We start from the raw sequence: 25,107 nt of genomic DNA on the forward strand, positions 1-25,107 counted from the left end.
ACGCGGCGATCATGGGCTCGGCGGTGCTGTGGGTGTTCACCATAGGTGGACGCCGTCTAGGATGGTCAACGTGAGCCGGCCGAGCCCCGCGACCTGGGAGCCCATCGTCGACGCGATCGGCCCGAAGGTACGCGCTGCCCGCACCCGGCTCGGGCTGTCGTTGCAGCAGCTCGCGGTCCGGGCGGACGTCTCGGCCGCGGCGGTGCACAAGGTCGAGCGCGGCGACATGGTCCCCACGATCACCACGCTGCTGAAGCTGGCCGGGGCGCTGGGGCAGCCGGTGTCGGCGTTCGTCGACGACACCGGGCTCGAGCCGCCGGTCGCGGTGCACGTGCGGGCGACGGAGCGGCTGCCCGCCCCGCGCGACTGGGCGCCCGGAGCGCTCGGCGTGGCGGTGGAGGGGCTCGCCGCGCCCACCGACGCGCTGCGGGCCGCGGCGGTGGAGGTCGTGGTCGAACCGGGGGGCGAGAGCGGCGACACCAGGCCGCGCCGCCCGGGCGAGGAGCTGGTGCTGGTCCGGGAGGGCACGCTGTCGGTCGAGGTCGCGGGGGAGACGTACGAGGTGGAGGCCGGGGACGTACTGCACTACCCCACGGACCGGGGGCACTCCTGGCGCAACGCCGGCGAGGTCCCGGTGCGCGCGGTCTGGGTGGTCCTGCGATGAGCGCCCCGGCGACCGAGACCCTCGCGGAGATCGCCGCGGCCTGCCTGGCCAACCCGGGGCTCGCGGCCAAGGCCGAGATCGCGCTGGTCGGCGAGGTGCTGGGCGACACGGACTGGCAGGGCGGCCCGGGCGACGACGGGGCGGTCGTCACCGCGCACGGCCGTCCGGTCGTGGCGTGCGGCGAGGCGCTGTTCCCGCCCTTCGTCGCCGCGGACCCGTACGGCGCCGGGTTCGCGGCCGTGCTGACGAACGTCAACGACGTCGCGGCCATGGGTGGGGTCCCGCTCGGGATCGTCGACACCGTGGTGGCATCGGAGGAGCTGGCGCGAAAGGCGCTGGCGGGGATGCGCGAGGCGGCGGAGCTCTACGACGTCCCGATCGTCGGCGGGCACCTCACGCTGCACGAGGGCGACCCGGCGATCTCCGCCTTCGCCGTCGGGGCCACGGCCGCGCCGCTCTCGGTGACCCGCGCGGCGCCGGGGCAGTCCCTGGTCGTGGCCGCGGCGCTCGACGGGCGGATGCGCGAGGACTTCCCCTTCTTCCCCGCCTTCGAGTCGCGCGGGCGGCGCAGCGCCGGTGACGTCCGGCTGCTCGGCCGGCTCGCCGAGGACGGCGTGGTCGTGGCGGCGAAGGACATCAGCATGGCCGGGCTCGTGGGGTCGCTCGCGATGCTGCTGGAGCCGGGCCGGCTGGGGGTCACGGTCGACGTGGCCGCCGTCCCCACGCCCACCGGGGTGCCGCTGGTGCGGTGGTTCAACTGCTTCCCCAGCTTCGGGTTCCTGCTGTGCGTCCCGGCCGGGCGGGAAGAGGAGTGCCTCGCCGCCTTCGCCGGGCGGGACCTCGCGGCCGGGGTGGTCGGGACCCTCGACGACTCCGCGGTGCTCGCGTTGACGCGGGGCGACGAGCGGGTGGAGGTCCTGGACCTCCGCACCACGGCGATCACCGGCCTCCCCCGCTGATCTCACCGGAGCCCAACCCCGACTCGCGGACGAAGGCTGCGTCGCCCCGCGAGGCGAGTTCTGGTGGCGCGAGTCGGGAGTTCTGGCGGCGCGAGTCGGGCGCCGGGCTCTCGTGAGCAGGACCTGGACTTCGTGCCTGCCTCAGGGGGCGACGCGGAGGTGGCGGGAGGGGGTGGTGGGGGCGAGGGTGGGGCAGATCCCGTCCCCGGCCCCGATCCCCGCGTCCATCCCCACCGCCCGGCCCAACGCGGCGACGGGAGCGACCGTGCGGGCGCCGCGCAGCGCGGCGTCGGCGGCCAGCGAGAAGATCCGCAGGGCGCGCTCCGGGTCCTGCCAGCGGTGCCGCTCCGCGAACTCCACCCAGCGCGCCGGCGGGATCGTCGTCTCCTCCGGGTACTCCAGCTCCGCCCAGGTCACCGCGGTCTCGAACAGCTCGACGAGCGCGTCCGGGTCGGTCTCGACGTCGAGCAGCCGGTCGTGGTGGGCCCGGCGCGCGGGGTCCGCCCGGCACTCCGCGGGGCAGGCGAGCCGGGCCGGGAGGGCGCTCTGCTCACGTGCGGGCTGCTCGGGCACGGCGGGCCTCCGATCCGGCGGGCGCTGGGGACACCCCAGTTCTAGATCCCGCGCGGCACCGGGTGATTGCCGAACTGTTTCGTCCGGATGAAGGAGCCGCGGGGCGCCCGGTCGGAGAGCCCGGCCGAGGACCACGTCAGCCGAAGAACACCTCCGCCTCGGCGTAGAGCGCCGGGTCGACCGTCTTGAGCTGCTTGGTCGCCTCGAGCAGGGGGACCATCCGGATCTCGGTGCCCCGCAGCGCCGTCATCATCCCCCACTCCCCGGCCTCGACCGCGTCGATCGCGTGCAGGCCGAAGCGGGTGGCGAGCCAGCGGTCCCGGGCCGTGGGCGTCCCACCGCGCTGGACGTGCCCCAGCACCGTCGTGCGCGCCTCCTTGCCGGTGCGGCGCTCGATCTCGTGCGCCAGCCAGTCGCCGACGCCGCCGAGCCGGGCGTGGCCGAAGGCGTCCTTCTGCGCGCTCTGCAGCACCTCCGCGCCGCCGATCGGCATCGCGCCCTCGGACACGACGATGATCGACGCGTACCGGTCCCGGAAGCGGCTCTCCACCCACGCCTCGACGCGGTCCATGTCGAAGGGCTGTTCGGGGATGAGGATGCCGTTGGCCCCGCCGGCCATGCCCGCGTGCAGCGCGATCCAGCCCGCGTGCCGGCCCATGACCTCGACGATCAGCACGCGGTGGTGCGACTCGGCCGTGGTGTGCAGGCGGTCGATGGCCTCCATGGCGATGGAGACCGCCGTGTCGAAGCCGAACGTGTAGTCGGTGCCGCCCAGGTCGTTGTCGATCGTCTTGGGCACGCCGACGACCCGCACCCCGTCGTCGTGCAGCTTGGTCGCGACCCCGAGGGTGTCCTCGCCGCCGATCGCGATCAGCGCGTCGACGCCCTGCGCCTCGAGGGTGCCGCGGATCCGGGCGACGCCGTCCTCGATCGCGAACGGGTTGGTGCGCGAGGAGCCGAGGATCGTGCCGCCCCGGGGGAGCAGGCCGCGGACGTCCGGCACGCCGAGCGGCCGGGCCCACTCGTCACCGCCCTCCAGCACCCCCCGCCAGCCGTCCCGGAAGCCGACGAACTCGTGCCCGTACGCGGCCGCGCCCTTGCGGACGATCGCCCGCAGCACGGCGTTGAGGCCGGGACAGTCGCCCCCGCCGGTCAGGACCCCGACACGCATCGCGCGCCTCCGTTCTCCATCGATGCAGAACCCGCGGCATGTTACCGCCGTCACAGGACGGCGGTCGGTCGGGCCCACGCGCCGGCGCCGGGGTTCGGCGCGGGAAAGCCCGGGTACCGACGGGCATGAGCACGACGAACGAGGCCGCGCCCGCCGACCTGTCCGTGGACGAGACCCACGCCCGCCCCGAGGGCGCCTCCGACGAGCTGGTCGAGGCCGCCGGCAAGTTCTCCGAGATGCTCGAGCGGATCGAGCGGGCCCGGGGCGCGCTGTACGAGTTCCACCAGCTCCTCGGCGGGGCCGACGCCATGCTCGACGACGTCGTGGACAAGCTCCGCGCCTGCGGCCAGGAGGAGTGGGCCGACCGGATCCAGCGCGAGCTCGTCGGGCGCAACGTCCTGCAGGGGCGCTGGAGCTTCCAGATCGTCGAGGACTTCGACGACAACTACTACGAGCCGCTCAAGGGCACCGAACGCGAGATGCGCAACGACCTCATGGACGGTAAGCGACACGTCTTCGAGGCCGAGATGAAGCAGGGCCGGCGCACCCACGGGCACCCGCACCACGCCGCCACCCCGGACAGCGCGAACTGAACACGCGGGCCTTCGACGGCTCCGGCGGGTGGATCAAGAGGTCAGGTGCAGAGGTCGGGGTCGGGATCGCCGGAGCCGGCGCCCTGCTCGAACGAGACGTGCACGTGGTCGAAGTGGTTCTCGGTGGCGTTGCCCCGGTTCTCCATCGCCTCCCAGCCGTCCCCGTAGTTGATCCGCTGCTCCCAGATCACGTACGAGACGCCGAGGGCCTCGCGGTTGGCCAGGGCGCAGGCGGCGATGCGGTCGCCGTGGGCGCCGGTGGTCATGAGGTCGAGGGCCCGGCCGGTGGGGTGGTCGGAGACTCGCCCGCGGCCGGCGACGCCGATGAGGTCCGGCTGGTCGTAGAGGCAGGAGAGGAACCGGGCGGCGTCGCGGACCCACGGCTTGACCGCGCCGAGGTCGGACAGGTCGACCGCGCAGTTCGTGCGGGCCTCGCGGGCCAGCCGCTCCTCCTCGGCCCGGCGGGCGGCGTCGTTGAGCACCGCGGACTTCAGCAGGTTCTCGGCCGCGGCGAGCCCCGGCGGGTCGGCCTCGCGGCGGACCGGGAGGACGCTCGCGGCGAGGGTGGCGCCGTCCGTGGCGAACAGCTCGTCGTCGACCACGTCGGAGGAGGCGAGGCCCACCTCGGCCGACTCCACCGCGGCGGAGGGCCCGGTCGCCAGCATCGACGCCGCGGGCGCGACCACGGCCAGCGCGCCGCCGGACACGGCGCCGGCCGTGGTGCCGCGGCGCAGCGCCTGCCGACGGGTCCGGGGCGGCGCGGCGCCGGTGGCCGCGAGCCGCCGGCGTACGTCGACCGTCCCGCGACCGGGCGCGCCCGCGGCGGGGGAGCGGTGCCGCGACACGTCCTGCCTTCTCGGTGCGAGGCCCGGGCGGACCGCCGGTGTAGGGGCACCGGGCGGAGGGTCTCCGGGTCCGTCGGGGAGCCGGGCCGTCGCGTCGTGCCCAGGAATGTAGCGGAGAGGTCACGAAGGATCGCGGGTCGGTGACTCACCGTGAGATGTGCGTGCCCGCGTGCGCGGCGAGCGGTCGGCTCACCCGTCGAGCGCGACGACGTCCGCGAGCACCGACGACGGGGTGGGCCGCCGGTCCCGTCCCGGGCTGTCGTGCACCACCAGCAGCCGCGGCGGCCCCGCTCCGGGCAGCAGCGCGATGCCCTCGGCGTGGTCCTCGCCCTGCCCGTGCGGCAGCTCGCCGAGCAGCGGCAGGCGGTCGCGGCGGACGAGCAGCGGGGCGTCCGACGTGGCCGCGTCCCGCCACCGGTGGAGCCGCACCGGCCCGGAGAGTGCCATGCTCGGCCCGGCGAGGACCAGCAGGTCGTCGCCGTGCGGGCACAGGTCGCGCACGCCGAGCCCGCCCAGGTCGAGCAGGTGGGTGCGGTAGCGCTCCCCGCCGGGGAAGGCGCCGAGGAGGAGCCGGCCGTCGTCCGCGGGGTCCGGTTGCGGGAGCAGCTCGAGCACGACCGCCCAGCCGCGCAGCACCGGGCCCCGCAGGCCGACGTAGACGGACTCGCCGTGCACGGCCAGGCCCTCGACGTCGAACCCGTTGTCCTTGCCCGGGATGTGCAGGAACGGGCCGAGCCGCGGGTCGTCGGCGAGCAGGTCCGCCAGGCCGACGCCGCCCCGCGCGCCGACGAGCGCCGAGCAGACGCCCGCGGCCGTGCGCAGCACGAGCTCGGGCGGCCCCTCGGTGTAGGCCTCGACGGCCAGCCGCGCGAGGACGTACCGGTTCTCCTCGCGGCGGACCTTCGCCAGGCGTTTCAGCGCGCGGGCCGCGTCGTGGTCGGGCTTGACCCGCCGGCGCTTGAGGCTGTGCGAGCCGACGACCCAGAGGAACCCGCCGCCGCGGGCGAGACCCTCGACGTCCGCCTCCTGCTCCGGCGGCCCGGGCAGCCGGACCAGCTCGGCGAGCGGGAAGCTCACCGGCTTGCCGGCGACGGCGAGCGCGGGATCGAGCTCGAGCCGCTCGACCGTCGCGGTCTCGTCGCCGGCGAGCCAGACGGTGGACCCCTCGACGTGCACGGCCGAGAGGTTCACGTGGTTGCCCGTGCGGACGGTGTCGCCCGCGAACCGGAGCTCGACCTGTCGTTCGAGCCGGAGGAGACCGTCGCCCATCCACCAGTTCTACCGGTGTCGGCGCCCCGGGGTCAGCAGGTCGCGGGCCGACCGGCGGGAGCGGACCTCTCGAACGAGACGTGCACGTGGTCCTCGTGGTTGGCCGTGGCGCTGCCGCGGTCCTCCATGGGCTGCCAGCCGCTGCCGTCGTTGATCTGCTGCTGCCAGATCACGTACGAGACGCCGAGCGCCTGCCTGTTCTGCACCGCGCACTCCGCGATCGCGTCGCCGGTCGCCCTGCCCACCAGGAAGTCCGCCGCGAGGCCGGACGGGTGGTCGGAGGCGTTGCCGCGGCTGCCGACGCCGAGCGTCTGCGGCTCGCCGAACCGGCAGCCCAGGAACTCGACGGCGTCGGTCACCCACGGCTTCACGGCGCCGAGGCCCGCGGTGCTCATCCCACAGGAGGTGCTGCTGCCGGAGCCCGCCTGCAGCGTCCGGCCGGCGAGCGCCTGCTTCGCGCGGTCCTCGGCCGCGGAAGCCGCCTCCGCGGCCCGGGCGGCCTCGGCCTGCTGCCGCCCGGCCTCGGCGGTGGCGTGCTCGCCGGCGATGCGGGCGGCGTCGGCCAACGCCGTCATCTCGACGACGGGTGCCTGGCGCGGGGCCGGGACGGCGGAGGCGGATCCGGGAACGGACGCCGGCGCGGGGACGGACTCGGCGGCGAGCCGTGCCTCGGACGCCGTACCCGTGGGGAGGGCGGCGTCGAGCGACCCCGCCAGGGGAGCCGCGGCCGCGAGGACGGCGACGACGCCGCCCGCGGCGAGTGCGAGTGCGGACCCGTGACGGACGGGACCGGGGACCGACCGGACCGCGTCCCCCACCCGTGCGCGACGACGCCGTGGGGAGCTCGGCGCCGGCTGCTGGTGGGGGATCGCGGTGCGGCCTCGTGGGGAGCGATGCCGGGCCACTGCGACCTCTCGTGTTCGGCTGTCGGACGGCGACCGGGCCGCGGAGGGTCCCGACGGGGTCGGCCCTGCCGGGGAGGCGGGCGTTCGGGGTCGCCCAGGGTCGTTCGTGACCCTTCCGTGATCCGGTCGAGACCGACGCTAGGGGCTTCCGGCTCCTCGCAGCGGGGGAGGTTGCCCCTGGTGAGACGATCGGATCGGGCCGAGCGACGAACGGCCGTTCGGGTGGCGAGGGTCTCGCCGGGCGGTCCGCGCGTGGTCGCGTTCACAGGTGCGGTGCCGTTCGGCGCGCCGTTCGCGACGGTTGCGGGCGGGCCTCCTCCGAACGCACGGCCGATGATCGGGAGTGCGCCGCCCGTTCGGAGGAGTGTCCTTTACGGAGCCGGTGCCCGGCCACAGGCGCTCGCCGTCCACGCGGTGGTTCCGGCGGGCGCGGGCCCGGGTCCCGCTCCGGACGATCCGGCCGGGTCTCAGGCCCGGCTGCTGCGGTGCCGGCCGCCGAGCGTGCCGGGCAGCCCGCCGCGCTGGATGTACTCGGCCTCCTCGGCGACCTCGCGGGTGGCGCACGGCCAGGCGGCCGCGATGCCCGACGCCTCGCGACATTCCCGGCAGTACCCGTGCTGGTCGGGGCTGTGCTGCGCGAGCGTGCGCTGCAACAGGTCGGGCATACCGGACAAGATCGACGCAAGCGCCACTGACTGTCACCTCCTGGAGCTGTGGCCGCGAAAGTAGTGCTCCGACTACGCGAGGTGACAGGCAGGGTCGTTGCGAACCGGTTAACGGAAGCCTGCTATCGGCGTACGGGCGAGGCGTCCGACCGCCGATCCGTGGGCGGGCGGAACGGTCGCTCGGAGCCCTTGCGGACGGCGGGTCGGCGGTCGTCGACCGCCCGGACCCCGACCACCCGCTCGTGTTCCCGGCACCCGCTCGGGGCGCGCGTCCTCACACCCGCGTGTCCGTCGCACACCCCGTCGACGGGCCGTGCAGCCCCGACGGGTGTCGGTCCTCGCGGTACCGCTCCGCCTCCGCCTGGACCCGGGCCCGGTACCCCGCCCACCACGCGGCGTCGCCCTCGGCGAGGTTGGCGTTGTCCGCCCGCAGCCCGGCGACGCCGTCGACCGCCTCGCGGACGATGTCGGTGTGGCCGGCGTGCCGGTGCACCTCGGCGACCACGTGCACGAGGATCCGACTCAGCGTCACGGGCCCGGACCACCACGGCACGTGGCCCGGGGAGTCGAGGTCGAGGGCCTCGACGGTCGCGTCGGCGTGCGCGTTCGCGTCGTGGAACAGCGTGACGATCTGCGCCCGCGTCTCGCCCGGCAGGGCCCACATGTCGTCGTTGGGCTCCGCGGTCTCCTCCGCCCACGGCAGGGGATGCGGGAAGGGCCGGTCGAACACCACCCCGAAGTACCCCGCCACCACGATCGCGGTGTGCTTGACGAGCCCGAGCAGGTTGGTGCCGGTCGGTGTGAGCGGGCGCCGCGCGTCGTACTCGGAGACGCCGTCGAGCTTCCACAGGAGGGCCTCGCGGCCCTGCCGGAAGTAGTGGTGCAGCTCCGCCTTCGGACCCATGAGGTGCGTCCTACCGGATCACGCCGGGACCGGCACCTTCTTTCCCCGCCGCAGGTTCGCGACGACCGCCAGCTCCTCCGCGAACCGGCCCCGCAGCAGCACCAGCACGCCCAGGGCGGCGACGCCCCCGGCGGCGGCCGCGGCGACCAGCGTGAGCACGTCCGACCCGACGGGGCGCACCGCGGCGGCCACCGCCCAGCTCGCCAGTGCCACCGCCACGACCGCGGGCACGTGCTTGACGTACATCCGCAGCACCGCGCCCATCAGGCCCTCGGAGACCCGTGCGGAGAACCGCAGCATCACGAGGAAGTGCAGCAGGATCGCGACCGAGGCGCCGATCGCCACGCCGTTCACGCCCCACAGCCGCGCGCCGACCGAGCACAGCACCACGACCTCGGCCGCGTAGAGCCACTGCCGCCACGCCGCCCGGAACACCGCGCCGGTGGCGCGCGTCAACGAGGTGCTGATCTTGTACGACGTCCGGGGCAGCAGCACCAGCGCGAACACCTGGACCGGCAGGATCACCGCGTCCCACTGCGCGCCGAGCAGGATGTGCACGACCTCGGGCGCGAGCACGAACAGCAGCACCGCGGCGGGCGCCGTCACCAGGGCGACGAGCGAGGACGTGCGGACGTAGGCGTGCCGCAGCCGGGCGCCGTCGTCCCGCACCCGGGCCATCGCCGGGAACAGCGCCTTGTCCGCGGCGCCGCCGATCACGTTGGCCGGCTCGGAGAGCAGGTTGTAGGCCCGGGTGTAGACGCCGAGCGGCCCGGTGCCCAGGACGTTGGCGACGACGAGGTTGTCCGCGTTGAGCGCGATCCAGTTGCCGAGCTGGGTGAGCGAGTACCCCGACCCGAAGTTCAGCATCGGGCGCAGCCGCCTCCAGGCGGCGGACGGCGCCTCCACCGCCACCGACGGCCGGGTGAGCGCCAGGTAACCCACGCACTTGATCAGCGCCGCCGCGATCTCCGCCCAGGCCAGCGCGGTCGCGCCGAAGCCGAGCAGGGCCAGCACCACGGACACCCCGATGATCCCCGGCCCGGCCGCGACCAGGTCGACGACGGCCGTCGGCCGGAACCGCAGGTCCCGCTGCAGGAGCCCGGTGGGCACCGCGGTGGCGCCGGCCAGCACGAGCGTGACCGAGAGCATCCGCAGCAGCCCGGAGTCCGCCGGCAGGCCCACCAGCCCGTTCAGCGCGGGGGCGAGCAGGAAGAGCAGCGCGGCGAAGACCGCGGAGAGCAGGACCGAGAACCAGAAGGCGGCCGCGACGTCCCGGTCGGTGAGCTCGCGGCGGTGCACCAGCGCCGCCGCCACCCCGAGCTGGGTGACCAGCTGGGTGAGCCCGACGACGAGCAGCGCCGCCGCGACGGAGCCGAACTCCTCCGGGGTGAGCAGCCGGGCGAGCACGACGGTCGCCGCGATCTGCAGCACCGCCTGCCCGACCGAGCCCGTGAAGGACCAGGCGAAGCCGCGCACCGTCCGGGCGGTGAGGCTCGAACGGGCCGGGCGTCCGGGGTTCGGGAGCGGCTCCGTGGGCGGTTCCGGCGGGAGCGCCGTCATCGACGCATCGCGGGGTGCACGCGGCCGGCGACGGCGAGCCCGGCGTACCAGGCGAGCTGGGTGGCGGTGCGGCGCACGGTCTCGCCGCGGCGGGGCGGCGAGAACAGGCTCTCCGGCGGCAGCCCGGACACGGCGGGATGGAACACCGAGTTCCCGACCCCCTTCGTCAGCATCAGGTCCGGCAGGCCGTCGCCGACGCGGCGGAGCTCGCTCGGGACCCCGTGCAGGCTCCAGCACTCCTCGAACGGCGGCACGGGCCCGGGGTAGTCGAGCACGAACTCGAGATCGAGCACCTTGAGGCCCGCGTGAGCGTCCCACATGAGGTTGTGGGGGGAGAGGTCGAGCACGAACTTGCCGCGCTCGTGCAGGTCGCGGGCGAAGCGGGCCAGCTGCCGGACGACGTCCGGGCGCAGCTGGTGCATCTCCTTCACCCCGGAGAGCGGGCGGACGAGGTGCCGGCCGACGTCCGTGTAGAAGGGGGTGAGCAGCCAGTTGGGGCCGTGCTCGAGCAGCTCGGGCACCTCCGGCAGGTCGGCGAGCTCCTGGCGGGCGCTCAGCTCGCGCCGGAAGAACTCGAGCGCGCCCGGCCGGAAGATCTTGCACACCGACCGCCCGTGCACGGGGTGGTCGACGAGCGCGACCCGCGCCCGGTAGCCGGGGGAGTCCGGCGCCAGCATCCGCACCAGCGGGAAGGGCACCGAGCAGGCCTCGATGAGGGCCGTGACGCGCGGGAGCAGCCGGGCCTGGACGTCGAGGTCGCCGAGGACCTCCAGGAAGTCCAGGGCCTGCTGCGGCCCCGTGGACACGTGCAGCGGCTCGTAGTGCTGCTGCGGCGGCAACGTGTGCAGCAGCCGGTGCGTGGTGCGCGCGCGGACCTCGTCGATCCGCTCGGCCATGCTCCGCACGCCGTGCACCACGCCGACCGGCGGTGCGACGTCGCAGGCGATCACGAAGGTGTGCGGTCCGCCCCCGGGCACCGGCTTGCCGCCGGGACCCCAGTCGGCGCCGGTCAGCCCGGTCCGCGCGGCGGCGCGCTGCGCCGCGTCGAGCTCGACGACGTCGAGGATCTCCAGGCCGCGCGCGATGCCGGCCACCGCCTCGTCGATCTGGTGGGCCGCGGCCTCGCGGACCACGAACACCACCAGCCCTCGCCAGGCCGGGATCGCGGCGGCCGGCCGGGCGGCCGCGAGGCCCTGCGGCGGTGTGACCGCGTCGCGTGCGTCGTCGATCGTCATCGTCCCCCCATCGGCCCAACCGTCGGCCGGACGGGGCGAGCATACGGGTGAGGTGAACTCGCGGTGAAAGACCCCTGACCCGGCGTCGACGTTCGCGGGTCGGGCCCGTGCCCCCTCGGTGTCAGTACACGTCGCGCACGTAGCGGCCGTCGGCGACCAGCTGCTTCACGTAGGCCGCCGTGCGGTCGGCGTCCAGGCCCGCGTGCGCGGCGACGACGTCCCGCAGCGCGAGGTCCACGTCCTTGGCCATGCGCGTCGCGTCGCCGCAGACGTAGAAGTGGGCGCCGTCGGCGAGCCAGCGCCAGAGCTGGGCGCCGTGCTCGCGCATCCGGTCCTGCACGTAGACCTTGTGCCGCTGGTCGCGGGAGAAGGCGAGGTCGAGCCGGGTGAGCGTGCCGTCGGCCCGCATCGCCTCCAGCTCCTCGCGGTAGTAGAAGTCCGTCGTGCACCGCTGCTCGCCGAAGAACAGCCAGTTCGGTGCGGTGTGCCCACGGGCCCGCCGGTCCTCCAGGAACCCGACGAAGGGGGCCACGCCGGTGCCCGGACCCACCATGATCATCGGGGTGGCGGGGTCGGCGGGCGGCCGGAACCGGGGCGACGACCTCACCAGCACCGGCGTCGGACCCTCGCCCGCCGCGTCGGCGAGGAAGGTCGAGCACACCCCGCGGCGCGACCGGCCGTGCCGGCTCGTGAAGCGGACCACCGACACGGTGAGCGAGACGGCGTCGGGACTGGTCAGCGGGCTGGAGGAGATCGAGTACTGACGCGGCTGCAGCGGGGTCAGCGCCTCCGCCCACTCCTGCGCCGAGGCCCGGACCGGGAACTCGGTGAGGACGTCCGGGGCCTGCCGGTCCCAGGTCCAGCGCGCGAGGTCGGTGCCGTGCCCGGCCCGCAGCAGCTCCTTGAGCATCCGGTCGCCGGTGCGCTCGGCGACGAACGCGAGCAAGGCCGGGGAGATCCGGGTGATGTCGAGATGGCGGCCCAGCGCCTCGGCGAACGCCAGGTCGGTGCCGCGCAGCGTGACGGCCTCGTCGGCGGGCAGGCCCGTGAGCTCCAGCCACTCCTCGACCAGGTCGGGATGGTTGACCGGCCGGACGCTGAGCGCGTCCCCCGCCTCGTAGGCGAGGTCCCGGTCGCCGGCGAGGGTGAACCGGCGGACCTCCTTGGCCGAGCCGGGCAGGCTCAGCAGGCGGGCCTCCCGCAGCGTGGTGTCGACCGCGGCGGGTGCCGTCTGCGCCGGTGGCGCGGCCGGCGGCGCGACGGGGCGGGTGGTGGCCGGTGGGCGCGGGCGGCCGCCGTCGGTCAGCAGGCCCACCACCTCGTCGGTCCACGCCGCGGCCGGGCCCTCGAAGTCGGGGTCGCAGTCCACGCGGTCGAGCAGCCGCGTGCCGCCGAGCTCGGCCAGCCGCGCGTCGAGCCGGCGGCCGTGTCCGCAGAACTCCGAGTAGCTGGGGTCGCCGAGCGCGAGCACCGCGAACCGGACCTCCCGCAGGGGCGGCCGGTCGCCGGCGAGGTCCGTCCAGAAGTCGGATCCCACGTCCGGGGCGTCGCCGTCGCCGAACGTGCTGGTGACCACGAGGAGGTCGGCGTTCGGGGGCAGCGCGTCCGGACAGGTGTCACCCATCGAGAGCAGCTGTGGGGAGCGTCCGGCTGCGGTGAGTCGCGCCGCGACGGCCGAGGCGACGCCCTCGGCGTTGCCCGTCTGCGAGGCCCACAGCACGAGCAGGGGGCGCCCGTCCTCCGCGGCGGGGTCCGGCTCCCCGCCGGCGAGCCGGGAGAAGGTCCCGGCCAGCATGCCGTTGACCCACGCCGCGGTGTCCCGGCCGACGGGTGCGCCCACGGGCAGGACGGGCACGCCCGGCGCCCCGCCCCGCTCCACCCCGGCGAGGAAGCCTGCGAGGTAGCGCCGCTCGGCGCCCGTCAGTACCGGCGGGGTGAGGTCGAGCCCGAGCGCCGCCCCGACCCCTCCTGGGCGGGAGTCGTCGCCGGAGCGACCGTCCGTACTCACCGCGGCGGACGCGACCTTCTCGACCGACACGGCGCACGCCTTGAGCTCGGGCTGCAGCGAGGCGGGGTCGACGGCGTCGTTGGTCACGGCGTTGACCGCGAGCTCCTCGCCGAACAGGTCGCTCCAGTGGAACGGCGCCCAGCAGGTCCCGGGCCGCATCCGGTCGGTGACCACGGCGGGCAGCACGGCGCGCCCGCGCCGCGAGGTCACCGCGACCCGGTCCCCGTCGGCGATCCCGGCGGCCTCGGCGTCCGCGGGGTGGAGCTCGACGAACGGGCCGGGGTCGAGCCTGGTCAGCGCCGCGACCTTGCCGGTCTTGGTCAACGTGTGCCACTGGTGCTGCAGCCGGCCGGTGGTGAGGACCAGCGGGAAGTCGTCGTCGGGCAGCTCGGCCGGGGGCAGGTGCGGGCGGGGGAGGAACTGCGCCCTGCCCGACGGCGTGGCGAAGGACGGCCGGGCCTCCCCCCGCCGACGCCGGCTGCCCCCCTCGTCGAGGTAGCGCACGGGGTTGCGGTCCGGCCCGCCCGGCGCGGCCGGCCACTGGACGGGGGTGGCGCGCAGCCGCTCGTAGGTGACCCCGCGGACGTCGTAGCCGGTGGCCGGGTTCCACGCGCCCTTGAGCTCCTCGAAGACCTCCTCGGCCGACGAGTAGGTGAAGTGCTCGGCGTAGCCCATCTCGCAGGCGACCCGCGCGATGATCTGCCAGTCCGGCAGCGCCTCGCCGGGGGGCGCGACCGCGGGCCGCAGGAGCGTCAGGTTCCGCTCCGAGTTGATCATCACGCCCTCGACCTCGGCCCACATGGCCGCGGGCAGCACGACGTCGGCGTGGGCGTTCGTCTCGGTGGCCGCGAAGACGTCCTGGGTCACCACGAACTCGCAGCGCGCCAGCCCGTCGAGCACCGTGCCGCGGTTCGCGACGCTCGCGACGGGGTTGGTGCAGACGATCCAGCAGGCCTTGATCTCGCCCGCGGCCATCCGCGCGAACATGTCGATCGTCCCGGTGCCGACGTCGGCGCGGATCGTCCCCTCGGGCACCCGCCACAGCTCCTCGACGAACCGCCGGTCCTCGGGCGAGAGCACGGTGCGCTGGCCGGGCAGCCCGGGGCCCATGTAGCCCATCTCCCGCCCGCCCATGGCGTTGGGCTGGCCGGTGAGCGAGAAGGGCCCCGAGCCGGTGCGGCAGATCGCGCCGGTGGCGAGATGCAGGTTGACCAGGGCGTTCGTGTTCCAGGTGCCGTGCGTGCTCTGGTTGAGCCCCATCGTCCAGCAGCTCGTCCAGTTCGCCGCGCCGCCGATCAGCCGGGCCGCCTCGCGCAGGTCCGCCTCGGGCACGCCGGTGATCGCGGCGACCGCCTCGGGGGAGTAGTCGGCGAGGAACTCCGGCATCGCCTCCCAGCCCTCGGTGAACTCGGCGACGAACTCCTCGTCGACCGCGCCCTGCGCGACGAGCAGGTGCAGCAGGCCGTTGAGCAGCGCCAGGTCGGTGCCGGGCACGAGCTGCAGGAACAGGTCCGCCTTCGCGGCGGTCGCCGTGCGGCGCGGGTCGACGACGATCAGCTTCGCGCCCTGCTTGACCCGGTCCATCATCCGCAGGAAGAGGATCGGGTGGCAGTCGGCCATGTTCGCGCCGACCACCAGGAAGACGTCGGCGTGGTCGAGGTCGGCGTACGAGCCGGGCGGGCCGTCCGAGCCGAGGGACTGCTTGTAGCCGGTGCCGGCGCTGGCCATGCAGAGCCGCGAGTTGGACTCGATCCACTTCGTGCGCCAGAAGCCCTTGGCGAGCTTGGTGGCCAGGTACTGGGCCTCCAGGGTCATCTGCCCGGAGACGTAGAGGGACAACGCGTCCGGCCCGTGCTCGTCGAGGATCGCCCGCAGCCGGCGGGCGGTCTCGGTGATCGCGGCGTCGACCGGCGTGGGCCCGGCCTCCGCACCCCGCGCGGGGCGGCGCAGCGCGGTGCGCAGCCGGCCGTCGGCGACGAGCATCTCGGCGCTGTGCGCGCCCTTGGTGCACAGCCGGCCGGCGTTGGCGGGATGGTCGGCGTCGCCACGGACCCTGCGGATCCGGGGCGCCCCGTCCGGGCCGGGTTCGAGGTCCAGCACCATCCCGCAGCCGACGCCGCAGTAGGAGCAGACCGTCCGAACGCTGGTGAGCGGGCCGGGATCCGGTGTGCCCACGCCTCATGTCCTCCGTGCCGTCGCGCCGCCGAAACCGGGCGGGTCGGGGTGACCCGCCGGGCCGACGCTAGGAACGGGGGATTGCCGTCAGGTCAGCGAATTCGGTCCGCCGTGTCACATCCCGCTCACCGCGGCGCCGCGGCCGTTGTGCGGGACACCGAGGAGGCGCCCGGCGAGTGCGACCGGGCCCGGGGCACGGAGGAGGCGCCCGACGAGTGCGACCGGGCCCGAGAACACGAAAAGCGGCCGAAGCCGCTTCCGTCGTCCCGATGGTGCCCCCGGCAGGATTCGAACCTGCGCTCCCGCCTCCGGAGGGCGGTGCTCTATCCCCTGAGCTACGGGGGCGACTCCCGCTCGTCGCGTTCCCGCGGCGTGCAGGAGGAACCCTACAACACCCCTGGATCAGTTCTGCGGGAGGGGCTGCGCTCCCCGCGCGGCGAGCAGCTGCCGCATGAGGTCGGCCTCGGAGGTCTGCGCCGCCAGCGCCTGCGCGGCGAGGTTGCGGACCTCCGGCAGCGCCGCCCGCCCGGCCGCGTACTGCAGCATGTCCGCGCCGCCGAGGTGGTGGCGCAGCATCAGCTGGAGGAACAGCGTGTCGAGCTGCACGCCGCTCGAGGCCCGCAGGTTCTTCAGGTCCCCGTCCGTCGCCATGCCGGGCATCCGGGCGGCACCGGCCGACGCGCCGTCGGACATCCCGTGCCCGTGCCCGCTGTCCGCGGCCATCCAGGTCATGTACTGCCGGCCGGTGGGGAAGGGCGGGGCGCCCCACAGCCCCAGCCAGCCCTGCATCCGCCCGATCTGCTGCAGCTGCGTGGTCTCGATGTCGAAGGCGAGCTGCTTGACCTGCGGGTCCGAGGTGTGGTCCCGGGCCCACGAGGCCATCTCGACGGCCTGCTCGTGGTGCACCGTCATGTCCTGCGCGAACCCGACGTCGACCGAGTCCGCCGACGGCGTGGTCGTCCCCGCGGAGCCGGGCAGGCCGACCAGCATCCCGCCCGCCCCGCCGATCAGCAGCAGCGCCACGGCCGCCGCGACCACGACGAGCGGGCGGACCCACCGCGGCTCGCGGCGGGCGGGCCCGGCCGCCGCGTCCGGCTCGGCGAGGTCCGTGGCCACGGGGCTCACTGGCCCGGTTTCGTCGGGTCGGCCATCGTGCCGCCGGTCGCGCCGGCGCCGCGCTCGGTCACGACCGTGCCGCCGTCGACCTCGGCGACGGGCGGGGTGGGCTCGAACGGCGGCGGGGCGTCCTGGTCGAACGCGCCCGGGCCGAGCGCCTGGCAGGTCGCACCGATCTCCGGGTAGTTGTACTGGTTGCGGCGCAGCGCGGTGAGGAACTGGTCGATCCGCGGGTCGTTCGCGTCGCTCAGCTTGAGCTGGTGGTTCCAGGCCTGCAGCGAGATCGGCTGGTCGAGGCCGGGGTAGGGCGCCATCACCGTGTACGGCTGGCCGTCGACCTTGGCCGAGAGCGTGTCGAGCGCCGCGCCGGTGACCTGGTCCGGGTTGTAGGCGATCCACACCGCGCCGTGCTCGAGCGAGTGCACGAGGTTCTCCTGGCGCACCGCCGTCGGGTAGACGACCCCGGTGCACGCGGCCCAGTACTGGTCGTGGGTCCCGCCGATCGGGGGCGTGTGGGTGTAGGCGACCCGGGTCGGGCTCGCGATGTGGCCCTGGCCGGACCCGGTGTAGTTGTCCGTGACCACGCCGGGGATCTGCGTCGACGGGTCGCGGTTGGTGTCGCTCGGCGTGTACGCGGCGAGGGCGTCCTGGGCGGCGCTGTTCTCGTTGTTCTTGTAGACCGCGTAGCCGAAGATCGCGCCGGCGAACAGCACGACGACCAGTACGCCCGCGATCAGGCCCCACGGCGTCGACCGCTGGGTGACGACCGAGTTGCGGGCCTTGTTCCTGCTCGCCTTGCTGCTCTTGCCGCTGGCCATGAACCGTCCAGGTGCTTCGGGGGTCGTGGGCGACCTCACCCGTGCTGAGCCGGATGCGCGCTGCGCACGCTCCGCTCGGGAAGAACTCCCGCTTCGCGAGCTCAGCTCGGTGGTCGCGGTCCCGCAGTCTAGGAGCGCCGCCTGAGAAACCCCCGAGTGCCACCTCCTATCCTCGTGGGGTGACTCCCGACGTGCTCGCCGACCTGGTCCGTGTCGCCGCGCAGGACGTGCTGGCCGCGCGCGGCCTGGCCGCGGACGCGCTGCCCGCCGACGCCGGCGTCGAGCGGCCCCGCAACCCCGAGCACGGCGACTACGCGACCAACGTGGCACTGCGCACGGCGAAGAAGGCCGGCGTCGCCCCGCGGGACCTCGCGGGCTGGCTGGCCGAGGACCTCACGGGCCGCCCCGGGATCGCGTCGGCCGAGGTCGCGGGCCCCGGGTTCATCAACCTCCGGTTGGCCGCGGACGCGCAGGGCGCGCTGGTGGGCGAGCTGCTCGCGGCCGGCGAGGCGTACGGCACCGGCGACGAGTACGCCGGGCGGAACGTGAACCTCGAGTTCGTCTCCGCCAACCCGACCGGCCCGCTGCACCTCGGCGGCACCCGGTGGGCCGCGGTCGGCGACGCGCTGGGCCGGGTGCTCACCGCGCGGGGCGCCAAGGTCACCCGGGAGTACTACTTCAACGACGCCGGCGCGCAGATCGACCGGTTCGTCGCGTCCCTGGTGGCGGCCGCGAAGGGCGAGCCGGCCCCGGAGAACGGCTACGGCGGCGCCTACGTCGCCGACATCGCCGCGCGGGTGGTCCGGGCCGAGCCGGCGGCGCTGGGGTCCCCGGACCGGGACGAGATCTTCCGCCGCGTCGGCGTCGGGTTCATGTTCGACGAGATCAAGCAGGACCTGCACGAGTTCGGCACGGACTTCGACGTCTGGTTCCACGAGAACTCGCTCCACGAGTCCGGCGCGGTGGACGCGGTCGTCCAGCAGCTCAAGGACTCCGGCGCGCTCTACGAGGCGGACGGCGCGTGGTGGCTGCGGTCGAAGGACTACGGGGACGACAAGGACCGCGTGGTGATCAAGAGCGACGGCCGCCCGGCGTACATCGCGGGCGACCTCGCCTACCTGCGGGACAAGCGGGCCCGCGGCTTCGACCTGTGCATCTACATGCTCGGCGCCGACCACCACGGCTACATCGCCCGGCTCAAGGCGGCCGCGGCCGCGTTCGGCGACGACCCCGCCGTCGTCGAGGTGCTCATCGGCCAGCTGGTCAACCTCGTCAAGGACGGCCAGCCGGTCCGGATGAGCAAGCGGGCGGGCACGGTCGTCACGATGGAGGACCTGGTCGAGGCCGTGGGCGTCGACGCCGCCCGCTACTCGCTGATCCGCTCCTCGGTCGACTCCGCGCTGGACGTCGACCTCGACCTGCTGGTCAGGCGCAGCAACGACAACCCGGTCTTCTATGTGCAGTACGCGCACGCCCGGCTGGCCTCGCTGGCCCGCAACGCCGCCGACCTCGGCGTCGAGCCGGGGAGGGAGTACGAGCTGCTCGAGCACCCGCGCGAGGGCGACCTGATCCGTACACTGGGGGAGTTCCCGGAGATCGTGCGCGCGGCGGCGGAGCTGCGCGAGCCGCACCGGGTCGCGCGCTACCTCGAGGCCCTGGCCAGCGCGTACCACAAGTTCTACGACAGCTGCCGCGTCCTGCCGATGGGCGACGAGCAGGTCACCGAGCTGCACCGCGCCCGGCTCGCCCTGTGTGTCGCCGCCCGGCAGGTGCTCGCGAACGGGCTGGGCCTGCTCGGCGTGAGCGCACCGGAACGGATGTGAGGACCACCTCGTGAGAGCGCACCCCGCCGGCCCCCTGCACGGCGGCATCCAGGCGCCGCCGGAGACCGCGGGCCCCCGTCCGACCGGCGCCGCCGAGCTCGACCACCTCGCGCCGGCCGTCTGGCCGCGCAACGCCCACCGCGGCCCCGACGGCGCCCTGCGGGTCGCCGGCGTCGACGTCCGCGAGCTGGCCGAGCGGTACGGCACCCCGCTGTTCGTGATCGACGAGGCGGACTTCCGGTCCCGTGCGGCCGAGTTCGCCGCCGCGTTCGGGGCCGAGTCCGTGCACTACGCCGCCAAGGCCTTCCTCAGCACCGAGATCGCGCGCTGGGTCGCCGACGAGGGCCTGTCGATGGACGTCGCGAGCGGCGGCGAGCTCGCGGTCGCGCTGCGGGCCGGCTTCCCGGCCGGGCGGATCGCGATGCACGGCAACAACAAGTCCGTCGCCGAGCTGGCCGCCGCCGTCGACAACGGCGTGGGCCGGGTCGTGCTGGACTCCTTCCACGAGATCGTCCGGCTCGACGCGGTGGCCGCCGAGCGGGACGTCGTCCAGCCGGTGATGATCCGGGTGACGGTGGGCGTCGAGGCGCACACGCACGAGTTCATCGCGACCGCGCACGAGGACCAGAAGTTCGGGTTCTCGATCGCCGGCGGGCCCGACTCCGACGCCGCCGAGGCCGCCCGCCGCGTGCTCAAGGCCGGCAACCTGCGGCTCGTCGGGCTGCACAGCCACATCGGCAGCCAGATCTTCGAGACCGAGGGCTTCGAGGTGGCGGCGCACCGCGTCGTCCGGCTGCTGGCGGACCTGCACCGCGAGCACGGCGCGGCCGCCCTCGCCGACCTGACCACGCTCGACCTGGGCGGCGGCATCGGCATCGCCTACCGGCCGGACGAGGACCCGCTGTCGGTCGAGGCGCTCGCGAAGGAGCTGCGCGGGATCGTCGAGCGCGAGTGCGCGGCCGCGGGGCTCGAGGTGCCGGCCATCGCCGTGGAGCCCGGGCGGGCCGTCGCCGGGCCCGGCGGCATCACGCTCTACGAGGTCGGCACGCTCAAGGAGGTCCCGCTCGGCGTCGGCTCGCGGCGGTACGTCAGCGTCGACGGCGGGATGAGCGACAACATCCGCACGGCCCTGTACGACGCGCTCTACGACTGCCGGCTCGTGTCCCGCTCGTCGGCGCTGGACTCGCTGCCCGACGGCGCGCGCCCGGCGCTGTCCCGGGTGGTCGGCAAGCACTGCGAGTCCGGCGACATCGTGGTGCGGGACTGCTGGCTGCCGGCCGACCTCGCACCCGGCGACCTGCTGGCGGTGGCCGCCACCGGCGCCTACTGCTACTCCATGGCCAGCGCGTACAACCGGCTGCCCCGCCCGGCCGTCGTCGCGGTCCGGGAGGGGCAGGCGCGGGTGATCCTGCGCCGGGAGACGGACGAGGACCTCTTCCGCCTCGAGGTCGGTCCGTGAGGGCCGGCGGGCGAGGGGCGTGAGGGTGGGCACCCCGGACTGTCGCGCGGGGGGCCGAGCAGGGATGATCCCCGGTCGGGCCCGGGCCCGCCGTGCCGTCGGCGCCACCGGCCCCGCCCGCACCACACTCTCAGGAGGATCGTCGTGACGTCAGACGCGCCCGTCCGGGTCGCGCTGCTGGGCTGCGGGACCGTGGGGTCCGAGGTCGTCCGGCTGCTCGAGGACCAGGCGGGGGACCTCGCGGCCCGCGTGGGCGCGCCGGTCGAGCTGGCCGGGGTCGCGGTGCGCCGCCCGCACCGGCACCCCACGCTGAACCCGGACCTGGTCACCACGGACGCCTCCGCGCTGGTCACCCGGGAGGACGTCGACGTCGTCGTCGAGGTCGTCGGCGGCATCGAGCCGGCCCGCTCGCTGCTGCTGCAGGCGATCAAGTCGGGCAAGTCCGTGGTCACCGCGAACAAGGCGCTGCTCGCCGAGGACGGCGCCACGCTGGCCGAGGCCGCGGACGGCGCGGGCGTCGACCTCTACTACGAGGCCTCCGTCGCCGGCGCGATCCCGCTGCTGCGCCCGCTGCGCGAGTCGCTCGCCGGGGACCGGATCACCCGCGTGGCCGGGATCGTCAACGGCACCACCAACTTCATCCTCTCCGCGATGAGCGCCTCGGGCGCCGGCTACGCGGAGGCCCTCGAAGAGGCCACCCGGCTCGGGTACGCCGAGGCCGACCCGAGCGCGGACGTCGACGGCTACGACGCCGCCTCCAAGGCCGCGATCCTCGCCACCCTCGCCTTCCACACCCGGGTGAGCGCGGCCGACGTGCACTGCGAGGGCATCCGCCGGGTCACCGCCGCCGACATCGCCGCCGCCCGCGGGCTCGGCTGCGCGATCAAGCTGCTCGCGATCTGCGAGCGCGTCCCCGGCTCCGGCGGTGCGCCCGAGTCCGTGTCCGCGCGCGTCTACCCGGCGATGATCCCGCTGAGCCACCCGCTCGCGAGCGTGAACGAGGCGTTCAACGCCGTGTTCGTCGAGGCGGACGCCGCCGGCCAGCTGATGTTCTACGGCCAGGGCGCGGGGGGTGCGCCGACCGCCAGCGCGGTGTTGGGCGACCTGGTCGCCGTGGCCCGCAACCGGGTCGGCGGCGGGCGCGGCCCGCGCGAGTCGGCCTACGCCAGCCTGCCGGTGCTGCCGATCGGCGACGTGCACACCCGCTACCACGTGAGCCTCGAGGTCGCCGACCGCACGGGCGTGCTGTCCGCCGTCGCGGGCGAGTTCGCGCGGCGCGGGGTGAGCATCGCCGCGGTGCGCCAGACCGGCGGGCGCGAGGACGGGGACGTACCGCAGACCGGTGCGGCCGAGGCGGCGCAGGCCGCGCGCCTGGTCGTCGTGACGCACGGGGCGCCGGACTCCGCGCTGCACGCGACGGTCGAGGCGCTCGCGGGGCTCGACGTGGTCCGCGCCGTGGAGAGCGTGCTGCGCGTGGAGGGGCTGGGCCGTCCGGTCAGCACCCTCGGCGTGGCCGGATGAACGCGCGGGCGGGCGACGCCGCGCGATGACGGGAGAGACTGTGAGCACCGCCGTGAACCGGCTGGCCCCCTGGCCGGGCGTGATCGAGGCCTACCGCGACCGGATGCCCGTCGGGCCGGACTGGGAGATCGTCACCCTCGCCGAGGGCGGCACCCCGCTGCTGCCGGCACCGGTGCTGTCCGAGCGCACCGGCTGCGAGGTGTACCTCAAGGTCGACGGGCTCAACCCGACCGGGTCCTTCAAGGACCGCGGGATGACCATGGCCGTGACCGCGGCGCTGGCCGAGGGCAAGCAGAGCGTGCTCTGCGCGTCGACCGGCAACACCTCGGCCTCGGCCGCCGCCTACGCCGCCCGGGCCCGGATGACCAGCGCGGTGCTGGTGCCGCGGGGCAAGATCGCGCTGGGCAAGCTGGCCCAGGCCGTCGCGCACGGGGCCCGGATCCTGCAGATCGACGGCAACTTCGACGACTGCCTCGAGCTGGCCCGCAAGACCACCGCGGACTACCCGGCGATCGCGCTGGTCAACTCGGTGAACCCGACCCGGATCGCGGGCCAGGCCAGCGCGGCCTACGAGATCTGCGACGCGCTGGGCCGCGCCCCGGACGTGCACTGCCTGCCGGTGGGCAACGCGGGCAACATCACCGCGTACTGGAAGGGCTACCGCGGCTACCACGCCGACGGGCTGATCGGGTCGCTGCCGCGGATGTTCGGCTTCCAGGCCGCGGGCGCCGCGCCGCTGGTCCACGGTGCCCCGGTGAAGAACCCGGAGACCGTCGCCACGGCGATCCGGATCGGCGCCCCCGCCTCGTGGAACGGCGCCGAGACCGCACGCGAGGAGTCCGACGGCCGGTTCGCCGCCGTCACCGACGACGAGATCCTGGCCGCGCACCGGCTGCTCTCCACCCGCGAGGCCGTGTTCGTGGAGCCCGCGTCGGCGGCGAGCGTCGCCGGGCTGCTGCAGGCCTTGGCGAACGGCTGGCTGGACCGCGGGCAGCTCGTGGTGTGCACCGTCACCGGCAACGGTCTGAAGGACCCGGACAGCGTGCTGGCCACCGCCCCGGCCCCCGAGATCGTGCCGATCGACCCCACGGCCGTCGCGGCGGCCCTGGAGCTGGCCTGATGGGCCGCCCGACCGAGGTGCGGGTCCGGGTGCCGGCGTCGTCGGCCAACCTCGGCCCCGGCTTCGACTCGCTCGGGCTCGCGCTCGGGCTGTACGACGACGTCGAGGTCTGCGGCACGAGCGCGCCGGGCGTGCACGTCGAGGTCGAGGGCGAGGGCGCCGGCCAGGTGCCCTGTGACGAGTCGCACCTGGTGGTGCGCGCCATGCGCACGGCGTGGGCGCTGTTCGGCGACGAGCCGGCCGGGCTGCGGATGCGGTGCCGCAACGCGATCCCGCACTCGCGCGGGCTGGGCAGCTCGGCCGCCGCCGCGGTGGCCGGCGCGGTCGCCGCCTGTGTGCTGTCCGGGCGCGACCCGGCCCTCGAGCAGGACTCGCTGCTGCAGGTCACCGCCGGGATGGAGGGGCACGCGGACAACGCCGCGGCCAGCCTGCTCGGCGGGTTCGTGGTGGCCTGGGAGCAGGTGGGCAACACCTCCGCCCGGTTCCACGCCGTCCGCCTCGACGTGCACGCCGGCATCGCGCCGGTCGCGCTCGTCGCCGGGGTCGAGTCCTCCACCACGACGACCCGCGGCCTGCTCCCCGAGCTCGTCCCGCTACCCGACGCGGCGTTCACCGGGAGCCGGACCGCGCTCTCCGTCCTCGCCTTCACCCAGCGGCCCGAGCTGCTGATGGCGGCCACGGAGGACCGGCTGCACCAGGGCTACCGCCGCCCGGCCTACCCGGAGTCCGCGGACCTCGTCGACGCGCTGCGCGCGCACGGCGTGCCCGCCGCCATCTCGGGCGCCGGACCGACCGTCCTCGCGTTGACCTCGGGCGGAACGCTGCCCGAGGCGGTGGACACGAGCGGGTTCACCGCGCTCCCGCTGCCCGTCGACACGCTCGGCGCGCAGGTCGAGATCGGCTGAGCCGCACCGTCGTCGGCCACCGGGGCGCCCGGGCGCCGGCGGCGTCGCGGTCGTGGGCCGGCACCGGCCGCGTCCGCGGGTCCCCCGGCGTGACACGCCGCGCCCGACCGGGGGTGTTGTTGCCGCGGGCCCGCCGACGGTCTACCCTCGGCCTCGCACGGCGATCCACGCGTCATCCGCGTGGCCTCTCGAGCCGGAACCCACTCACTGCAGCCCATGTGGTCGGAATCCGGTCCGGACCGAGCGGCCTCTTCCCCGCGACCGTCGCACTGGTCGCCGCCCCTGCACTCGCCGACGGCGGCTCTCTTCATGCCGCCCCGGCGTCGTTGTCCGGCGGAGGAGCCGGACGTGATGTGTGGAATCCGCTGGTCCCGGCACCGCCCGCGGGCCGGTCAGGAAGGAACTTCGTGAGCGAGACCGATCTCGTCAGCACCCCGGCAACGGACGAGGGTGCTGCCCCCAAGAGGCGGGGCGGACTGTCCGGAATGGTCCTCGCCGACCTGCGCCAGCTCGCTGGCGAGCTGAACATCCCCGGCATCGCCGGGATGCGGAAGGGCGATCTCATCGCCGCCATCAAGGAGAAGCAGGGCGCCCCGGCGAAGCGGACCTCCCGGAAGGCCGCCTCCGCCGACCAGCTCCCGCTCGACGGTGGCGAGGACTCCGCCCCCGCCAAGCCGCGCCGCGCCCGGGCCGCCAGGTCCGCGGCTCCCGCGCCCACCGCGGCTCCCGCCGAGAGCGCCGGGACCGCCGCACCCGCCCCGGCCGAGAAGCCCGCCGAGGCCACCGCGCCCACCGCGCCCACCGCGCCCACCGCGCCCA

21 protein-coding genes and 1 tRNA gene are annotated in these 25,107 nt (G+C 75.1%); 9 read left to right on the forward strand and 13 right to left on the reverse strand.

The window, feature by feature from the left end; genetic code table 11:
- Positions 1–70 precede the first annotated feature (70 nt).
- Both ACFQH9_RS15440 and ACFQH9_RS15445 read left to right on the forward strand, forming a co-directional pair.
- Entirely contained in the window at positions 71–664 is a 594-nt protein-coding gene (locus ACFQH9_RS15440) for a helix-turn-helix domain-containing protein (RefSeq protein ID WP_379566792.1), read from the forward strand.
- Complete coding sequence (locus tag ACFQH9_RS15445; protein WP_379566793.1) at positions 661–1,623, forward strand: AIR synthase related protein; 963 nt, start codon at positions 661–663, stop codon at positions 1,621–1,623. Before ACFQH9_RS15440 ends, ACFQH9_RS15445 begins: the two co-directional genes overlap by 4 nt.
- Positions 1,624–1,764: 141 nt before the next feature.
- Here the strand turns inward: ACFQH9_RS15445 and ACFQH9_RS15450 are convergent, their stop codons facing one another.
- Positions 1,765–2,196 carry a hypothetical protein gene (locus ACFQH9_RS15450; protein ID WP_379566794.1) on the reverse strand — a complete coding sequence of 144 codons (432 nt, stop codon included), beginning with the start codon at positions 2,194–2,196 and terminating at the stop codon, positions 1,765–1,767.
- A 136-nt stretch (positions 2,197–2,332) separates the two neighbouring features.
- Complete coding sequence (locus ACFQH9_RS15455; RefSeq protein WP_379566795.1) at positions 2,333–3,367, reverse strand: 6-phosphofructokinase; 1,035 nt, start codon at positions 3,365–3,367, stop codon at positions 2,333–2,335.
- A gap of 125 nt (positions 3,368–3,492) precedes the next feature.
- Here ACFQH9_RS15455 and ACFQH9_RS15460 point away from each other — a divergent pair, with 125 nt between their 5' ends.
- The gene (locus ACFQH9_RS15460) at positions 3,493–3,960 is read left to right on the forward strand and encodes a hypothetical protein (protein ID WP_379566796.1); all 468 of its coding nucleotides are present in this window, start codon (positions 3,493–3,495) and stop codon (positions 3,958–3,960) included.
- 41 nt (positions 3,961–4,001) lie between these two features.
- Here the strand turns inward: ACFQH9_RS15460 and ACFQH9_RS15465 are convergent, their stop codons facing one another.
- The 11 genes from ACFQH9_RS15465 to ACFQH9_RS15515 form a co-directional block, all read right to left on the reverse strand.
- The gene (locus ACFQH9_RS15465) at positions 4,002–4,805 is read right to left on the reverse strand and encodes a VldE C-terminal domain-containing protein (RefSeq protein WP_379566797.1); all 804 of its coding nucleotides are present in this window, start codon (positions 4,803–4,805) and stop codon (positions 4,002–4,004) included.
- Positions 4,806–4,994: 189 nt separating this feature from the next.
- The gene (locus tag ACFQH9_RS15470) at positions 4,995–6,074 is read right to left on the reverse strand and encodes a DUF3616 domain-containing protein (protein ID WP_379566798.1); all 1,080 of its coding nucleotides are present in this window, start codon (positions 6,072–6,074) and stop codon (positions 4,995–4,997) included.
- Positions 6,075–6,106: 32 nt separating this feature from the next.
- Positions 6,107–6,649 carry a VldE C-terminal domain-containing protein gene (locus tag ACFQH9_RS15475; RefSeq protein ID WP_379566799.1) on the reverse strand — a complete coding sequence of 181 codons (543 nt, stop codon included), beginning with the start codon at positions 6,647–6,649 and terminating at the stop codon, positions 6,107–6,109.
- Positions 6,650–7,446: 797 nt separating this feature from the next.
- Positions 7,447–7,644: a hypothetical protein gene (locus ACFQH9_RS15480; RefSeq protein ID WP_379566800.1), complete on the reverse strand. Its 198-nt coding sequence runs from the start codon at positions 7,642–7,644 to the stop codon at positions 7,447–7,449.
- Positions 7,645–7,918: 274 nt separating this feature from the next.
- A complete protein-coding gene (locus ACFQH9_RS15485; RefSeq protein WP_379566801.1) occupies positions 7,919–8,548 on the reverse strand; it encodes a DinB family protein in 630 nt (209 codons plus the stop codon).
- 18 nt (positions 8,549–8,566) lie between these two features.
- Positions 8,567–10,108, reverse strand: a complete 1,542-nt coding sequence (locus tag ACFQH9_RS15490; protein WP_379566804.1) for a lipopolysaccharide biosynthesis protein — start codon at positions 10,106–10,108, stop codon at positions 8,567–8,569.
- Entirely contained in the window at positions 10,105–11,343 is a 1,239-nt protein-coding gene (locus ACFQH9_RS15495) for a hypothetical protein (protein WP_379566805.1), read from the reverse strand. Before ACFQH9_RS15495 ends, ACFQH9_RS15490 begins: the two co-directional genes overlap by 4 nt.
- 121 nt (positions 11,344–11,464) lie before the next feature.
- The gene (locus tag ACFQH9_RS15500; protein ID WP_379566806.1) at positions 11,465–15,526 is read right to left on the reverse strand and encodes a molybdopterin-dependent oxidoreductase; all 4,062 of its coding nucleotides are present in this window, start codon (positions 15,524–15,526) and stop codon (positions 11,465–11,467) included.
- A 270-nt stretch (positions 15,527–15,796) separates the two neighbouring features.
- Positions 15,797–15,871 (reverse strand) — tRNA-Arg (locus tag ACFQH9_RS15505).
- A 57-nt stretch (positions 15,872–15,928) separates the two neighbouring features.
- Entirely contained in the window at positions 15,929–16,642 is a 714-nt protein-coding gene (locus ACFQH9_RS15510) for a DUF305 domain-containing protein (RefSeq protein ID WP_379566807.1), read from the reverse strand.
- Positions 16,643–16,647: 5 nt separating this feature from the next.
- Complete coding sequence (locus ACFQH9_RS15515) at positions 16,648–17,460, reverse strand: DUF3105 domain-containing protein (protein WP_379566808.1); 813 nt, start codon at positions 17,458–17,460, stop codon at positions 16,648–16,650.
- A 179-nt stretch (positions 17,461–17,639) separates the two neighbouring features.
- Between ACFQH9_RS15515 and argS the strand changes: the two genes are divergently transcribed.
- The 6 genes from argS to ACFQH9_RS15545 form a co-directional block, all read left to right on the forward strand.
- A complete protein-coding gene (gene argS, locus ACFQH9_RS15520; RefSeq protein ID WP_379566809.1) occupies positions 17,640–19,283 on the forward strand; it encodes an arginine--tRNA ligase in 1,644 nt (547 codons plus the stop codon).
- A gap of 10 nt (positions 19,284–19,293) precedes the next feature.
- The gene (gene lysA, locus ACFQH9_RS15525) at positions 19,294–20,742 is read left to right on the forward strand and encodes a diaminopimelate decarboxylase (RefSeq protein ID WP_379566810.1); all 1,449 of its coding nucleotides are present in this window, start codon (positions 19,294–19,296) and stop codon (positions 20,740–20,742) included.
- A gap of 144 nt (positions 20,743–20,886) precedes the next feature.
- Positions 20,887–22,263 carry a homoserine dehydrogenase gene (locus tag ACFQH9_RS15530; protein WP_379566811.1) on the forward strand — a complete coding sequence of 459 codons (1,377 nt, stop codon included), beginning with the start codon at positions 20,887–20,889 and terminating at the stop codon, positions 22,261–22,263.
- A gap of 103 nt (positions 22,264–22,366) precedes the next feature.
- The gene (thrC, locus tag ACFQH9_RS15535) at positions 22,367–23,383 is read left to right on the forward strand and encodes a threonine synthase (RefSeq protein ID WP_379566816.1); all 1,017 of its coding nucleotides are present in this window, start codon (positions 22,367–22,369) and stop codon (positions 23,381–23,383) included.
- Positions 23,383–24,288: a homoserine kinase gene (thrB, locus tag ACFQH9_RS15540; protein ID WP_379566812.1), complete on the forward strand. Its 906-nt coding sequence runs from the start codon at positions 23,383–23,385 to the stop codon at positions 24,286–24,288. The genes thrC and thrB overlap by 1 nt, the downstream gene beginning before the upstream one ends.
- A 407-nt stretch (positions 24,289–24,695) precedes the next feature.
- The coding region (locus ACFQH9_RS15545; RefSeq protein ID WP_379566813.1) for a Rho termination factor N-terminal domain-containing protein at positions 24,696–25,107 on the forward strand (412 nt) is incomplete at its 3' end.

Source organism: Pseudonocardia lutea, from assembly GCF_042658055.1.
Classification (GTDB): domain Bacteria; phylum Actinomycetota; class Actinomycetes; order Mycobacteriales; family Pseudonocardiaceae; genus Pseudonocardia; species Pseudonocardia lutea.

Bases quoted from the DNA above. Each gene is read 5' to 3' on its own strand.
- ACFQH9_RS15445 (WP_379566793.1), top strand. From the start codon at position 661: ATGAGCGCCCCGGCGACCGAGACCCTCGCGGAGATCGCCGCGGCCTGC.
- ACFQH9_RS15455 (WP_379566795.1), bottom strand. From the start codon at position 3,367: ATGCGTGTCGGGGTCCTGACCGGCGGGGGCGACTGTCCCGGCCTCAAC.
- ACFQH9_RS15460 (WP_379566796.1), top strand. From the start codon at position 3,493: ATGAGCACGACGAACGAGGCCGCGCCCGCCGACCTGTCCGTGGACGAG.
- ACFQH9_RS15470 (WP_379566798.1), bottom strand. From the start codon at position 6,074: ATGGGCGACGGTCTCCTCCGGCTCGAACGACAGGTCGAGCTCCGGTTC.
- ACFQH9_RS15475 (WP_379566799.1), bottom strand. From the start codon at position 6,649: ATGACGGCGTTGGCCGACGCCGCCCGCATCGCCGGCGAGCACGCCACC.
- ACFQH9_RS15480 (WP_379566800.1), bottom strand. From the start codon at position 7,644: ATGCCCGACCTGTTGCAGCGCACGCTCGCGCAGCACAGCCCCGACCAG.
- ACFQH9_RS15485 (WP_379566801.1), bottom strand. From the start codon at position 8,548: ATGGGTCCGAAGGCGGAGCTGCACCACTACTTCCGGCAGGGCCGCGAG.
- ACFQH9_RS15490 (WP_379566804.1), bottom strand. From the start codon at position 10,108: ATGACGGCGCTCCCGCCGGAACCGCCCACGGAGCCGCTCCCGAACCCC.
- ACFQH9_RS15495 (WP_379566805.1), bottom strand. From the start codon at position 11,343: ATGACGATCGACGACGCACGCGACGCGGTCACACCGCCGCAGGGCCTC.
- ACFQH9_RS15515 (WP_379566808.1), bottom strand. From the start codon at position 17,460: ATGGCCAGCGGCAAGAGCAGCAAGGCGAGCAGGAACAAGGCCCGCAAC.
- thrC (WP_379566816.1), top strand. From the start codon at position 22,367: ATGCCCGTCGGGCCGGACTGGGAGATCGTCACCCTCGCCGAGGGCGGC.
- thrB (WP_379566812.1), top strand. From the start codon at position 23,383: ATGGGCCGCCCGACCGAGGTGCGGGTCCGGGTGCCGGCGTCGTCGGCC.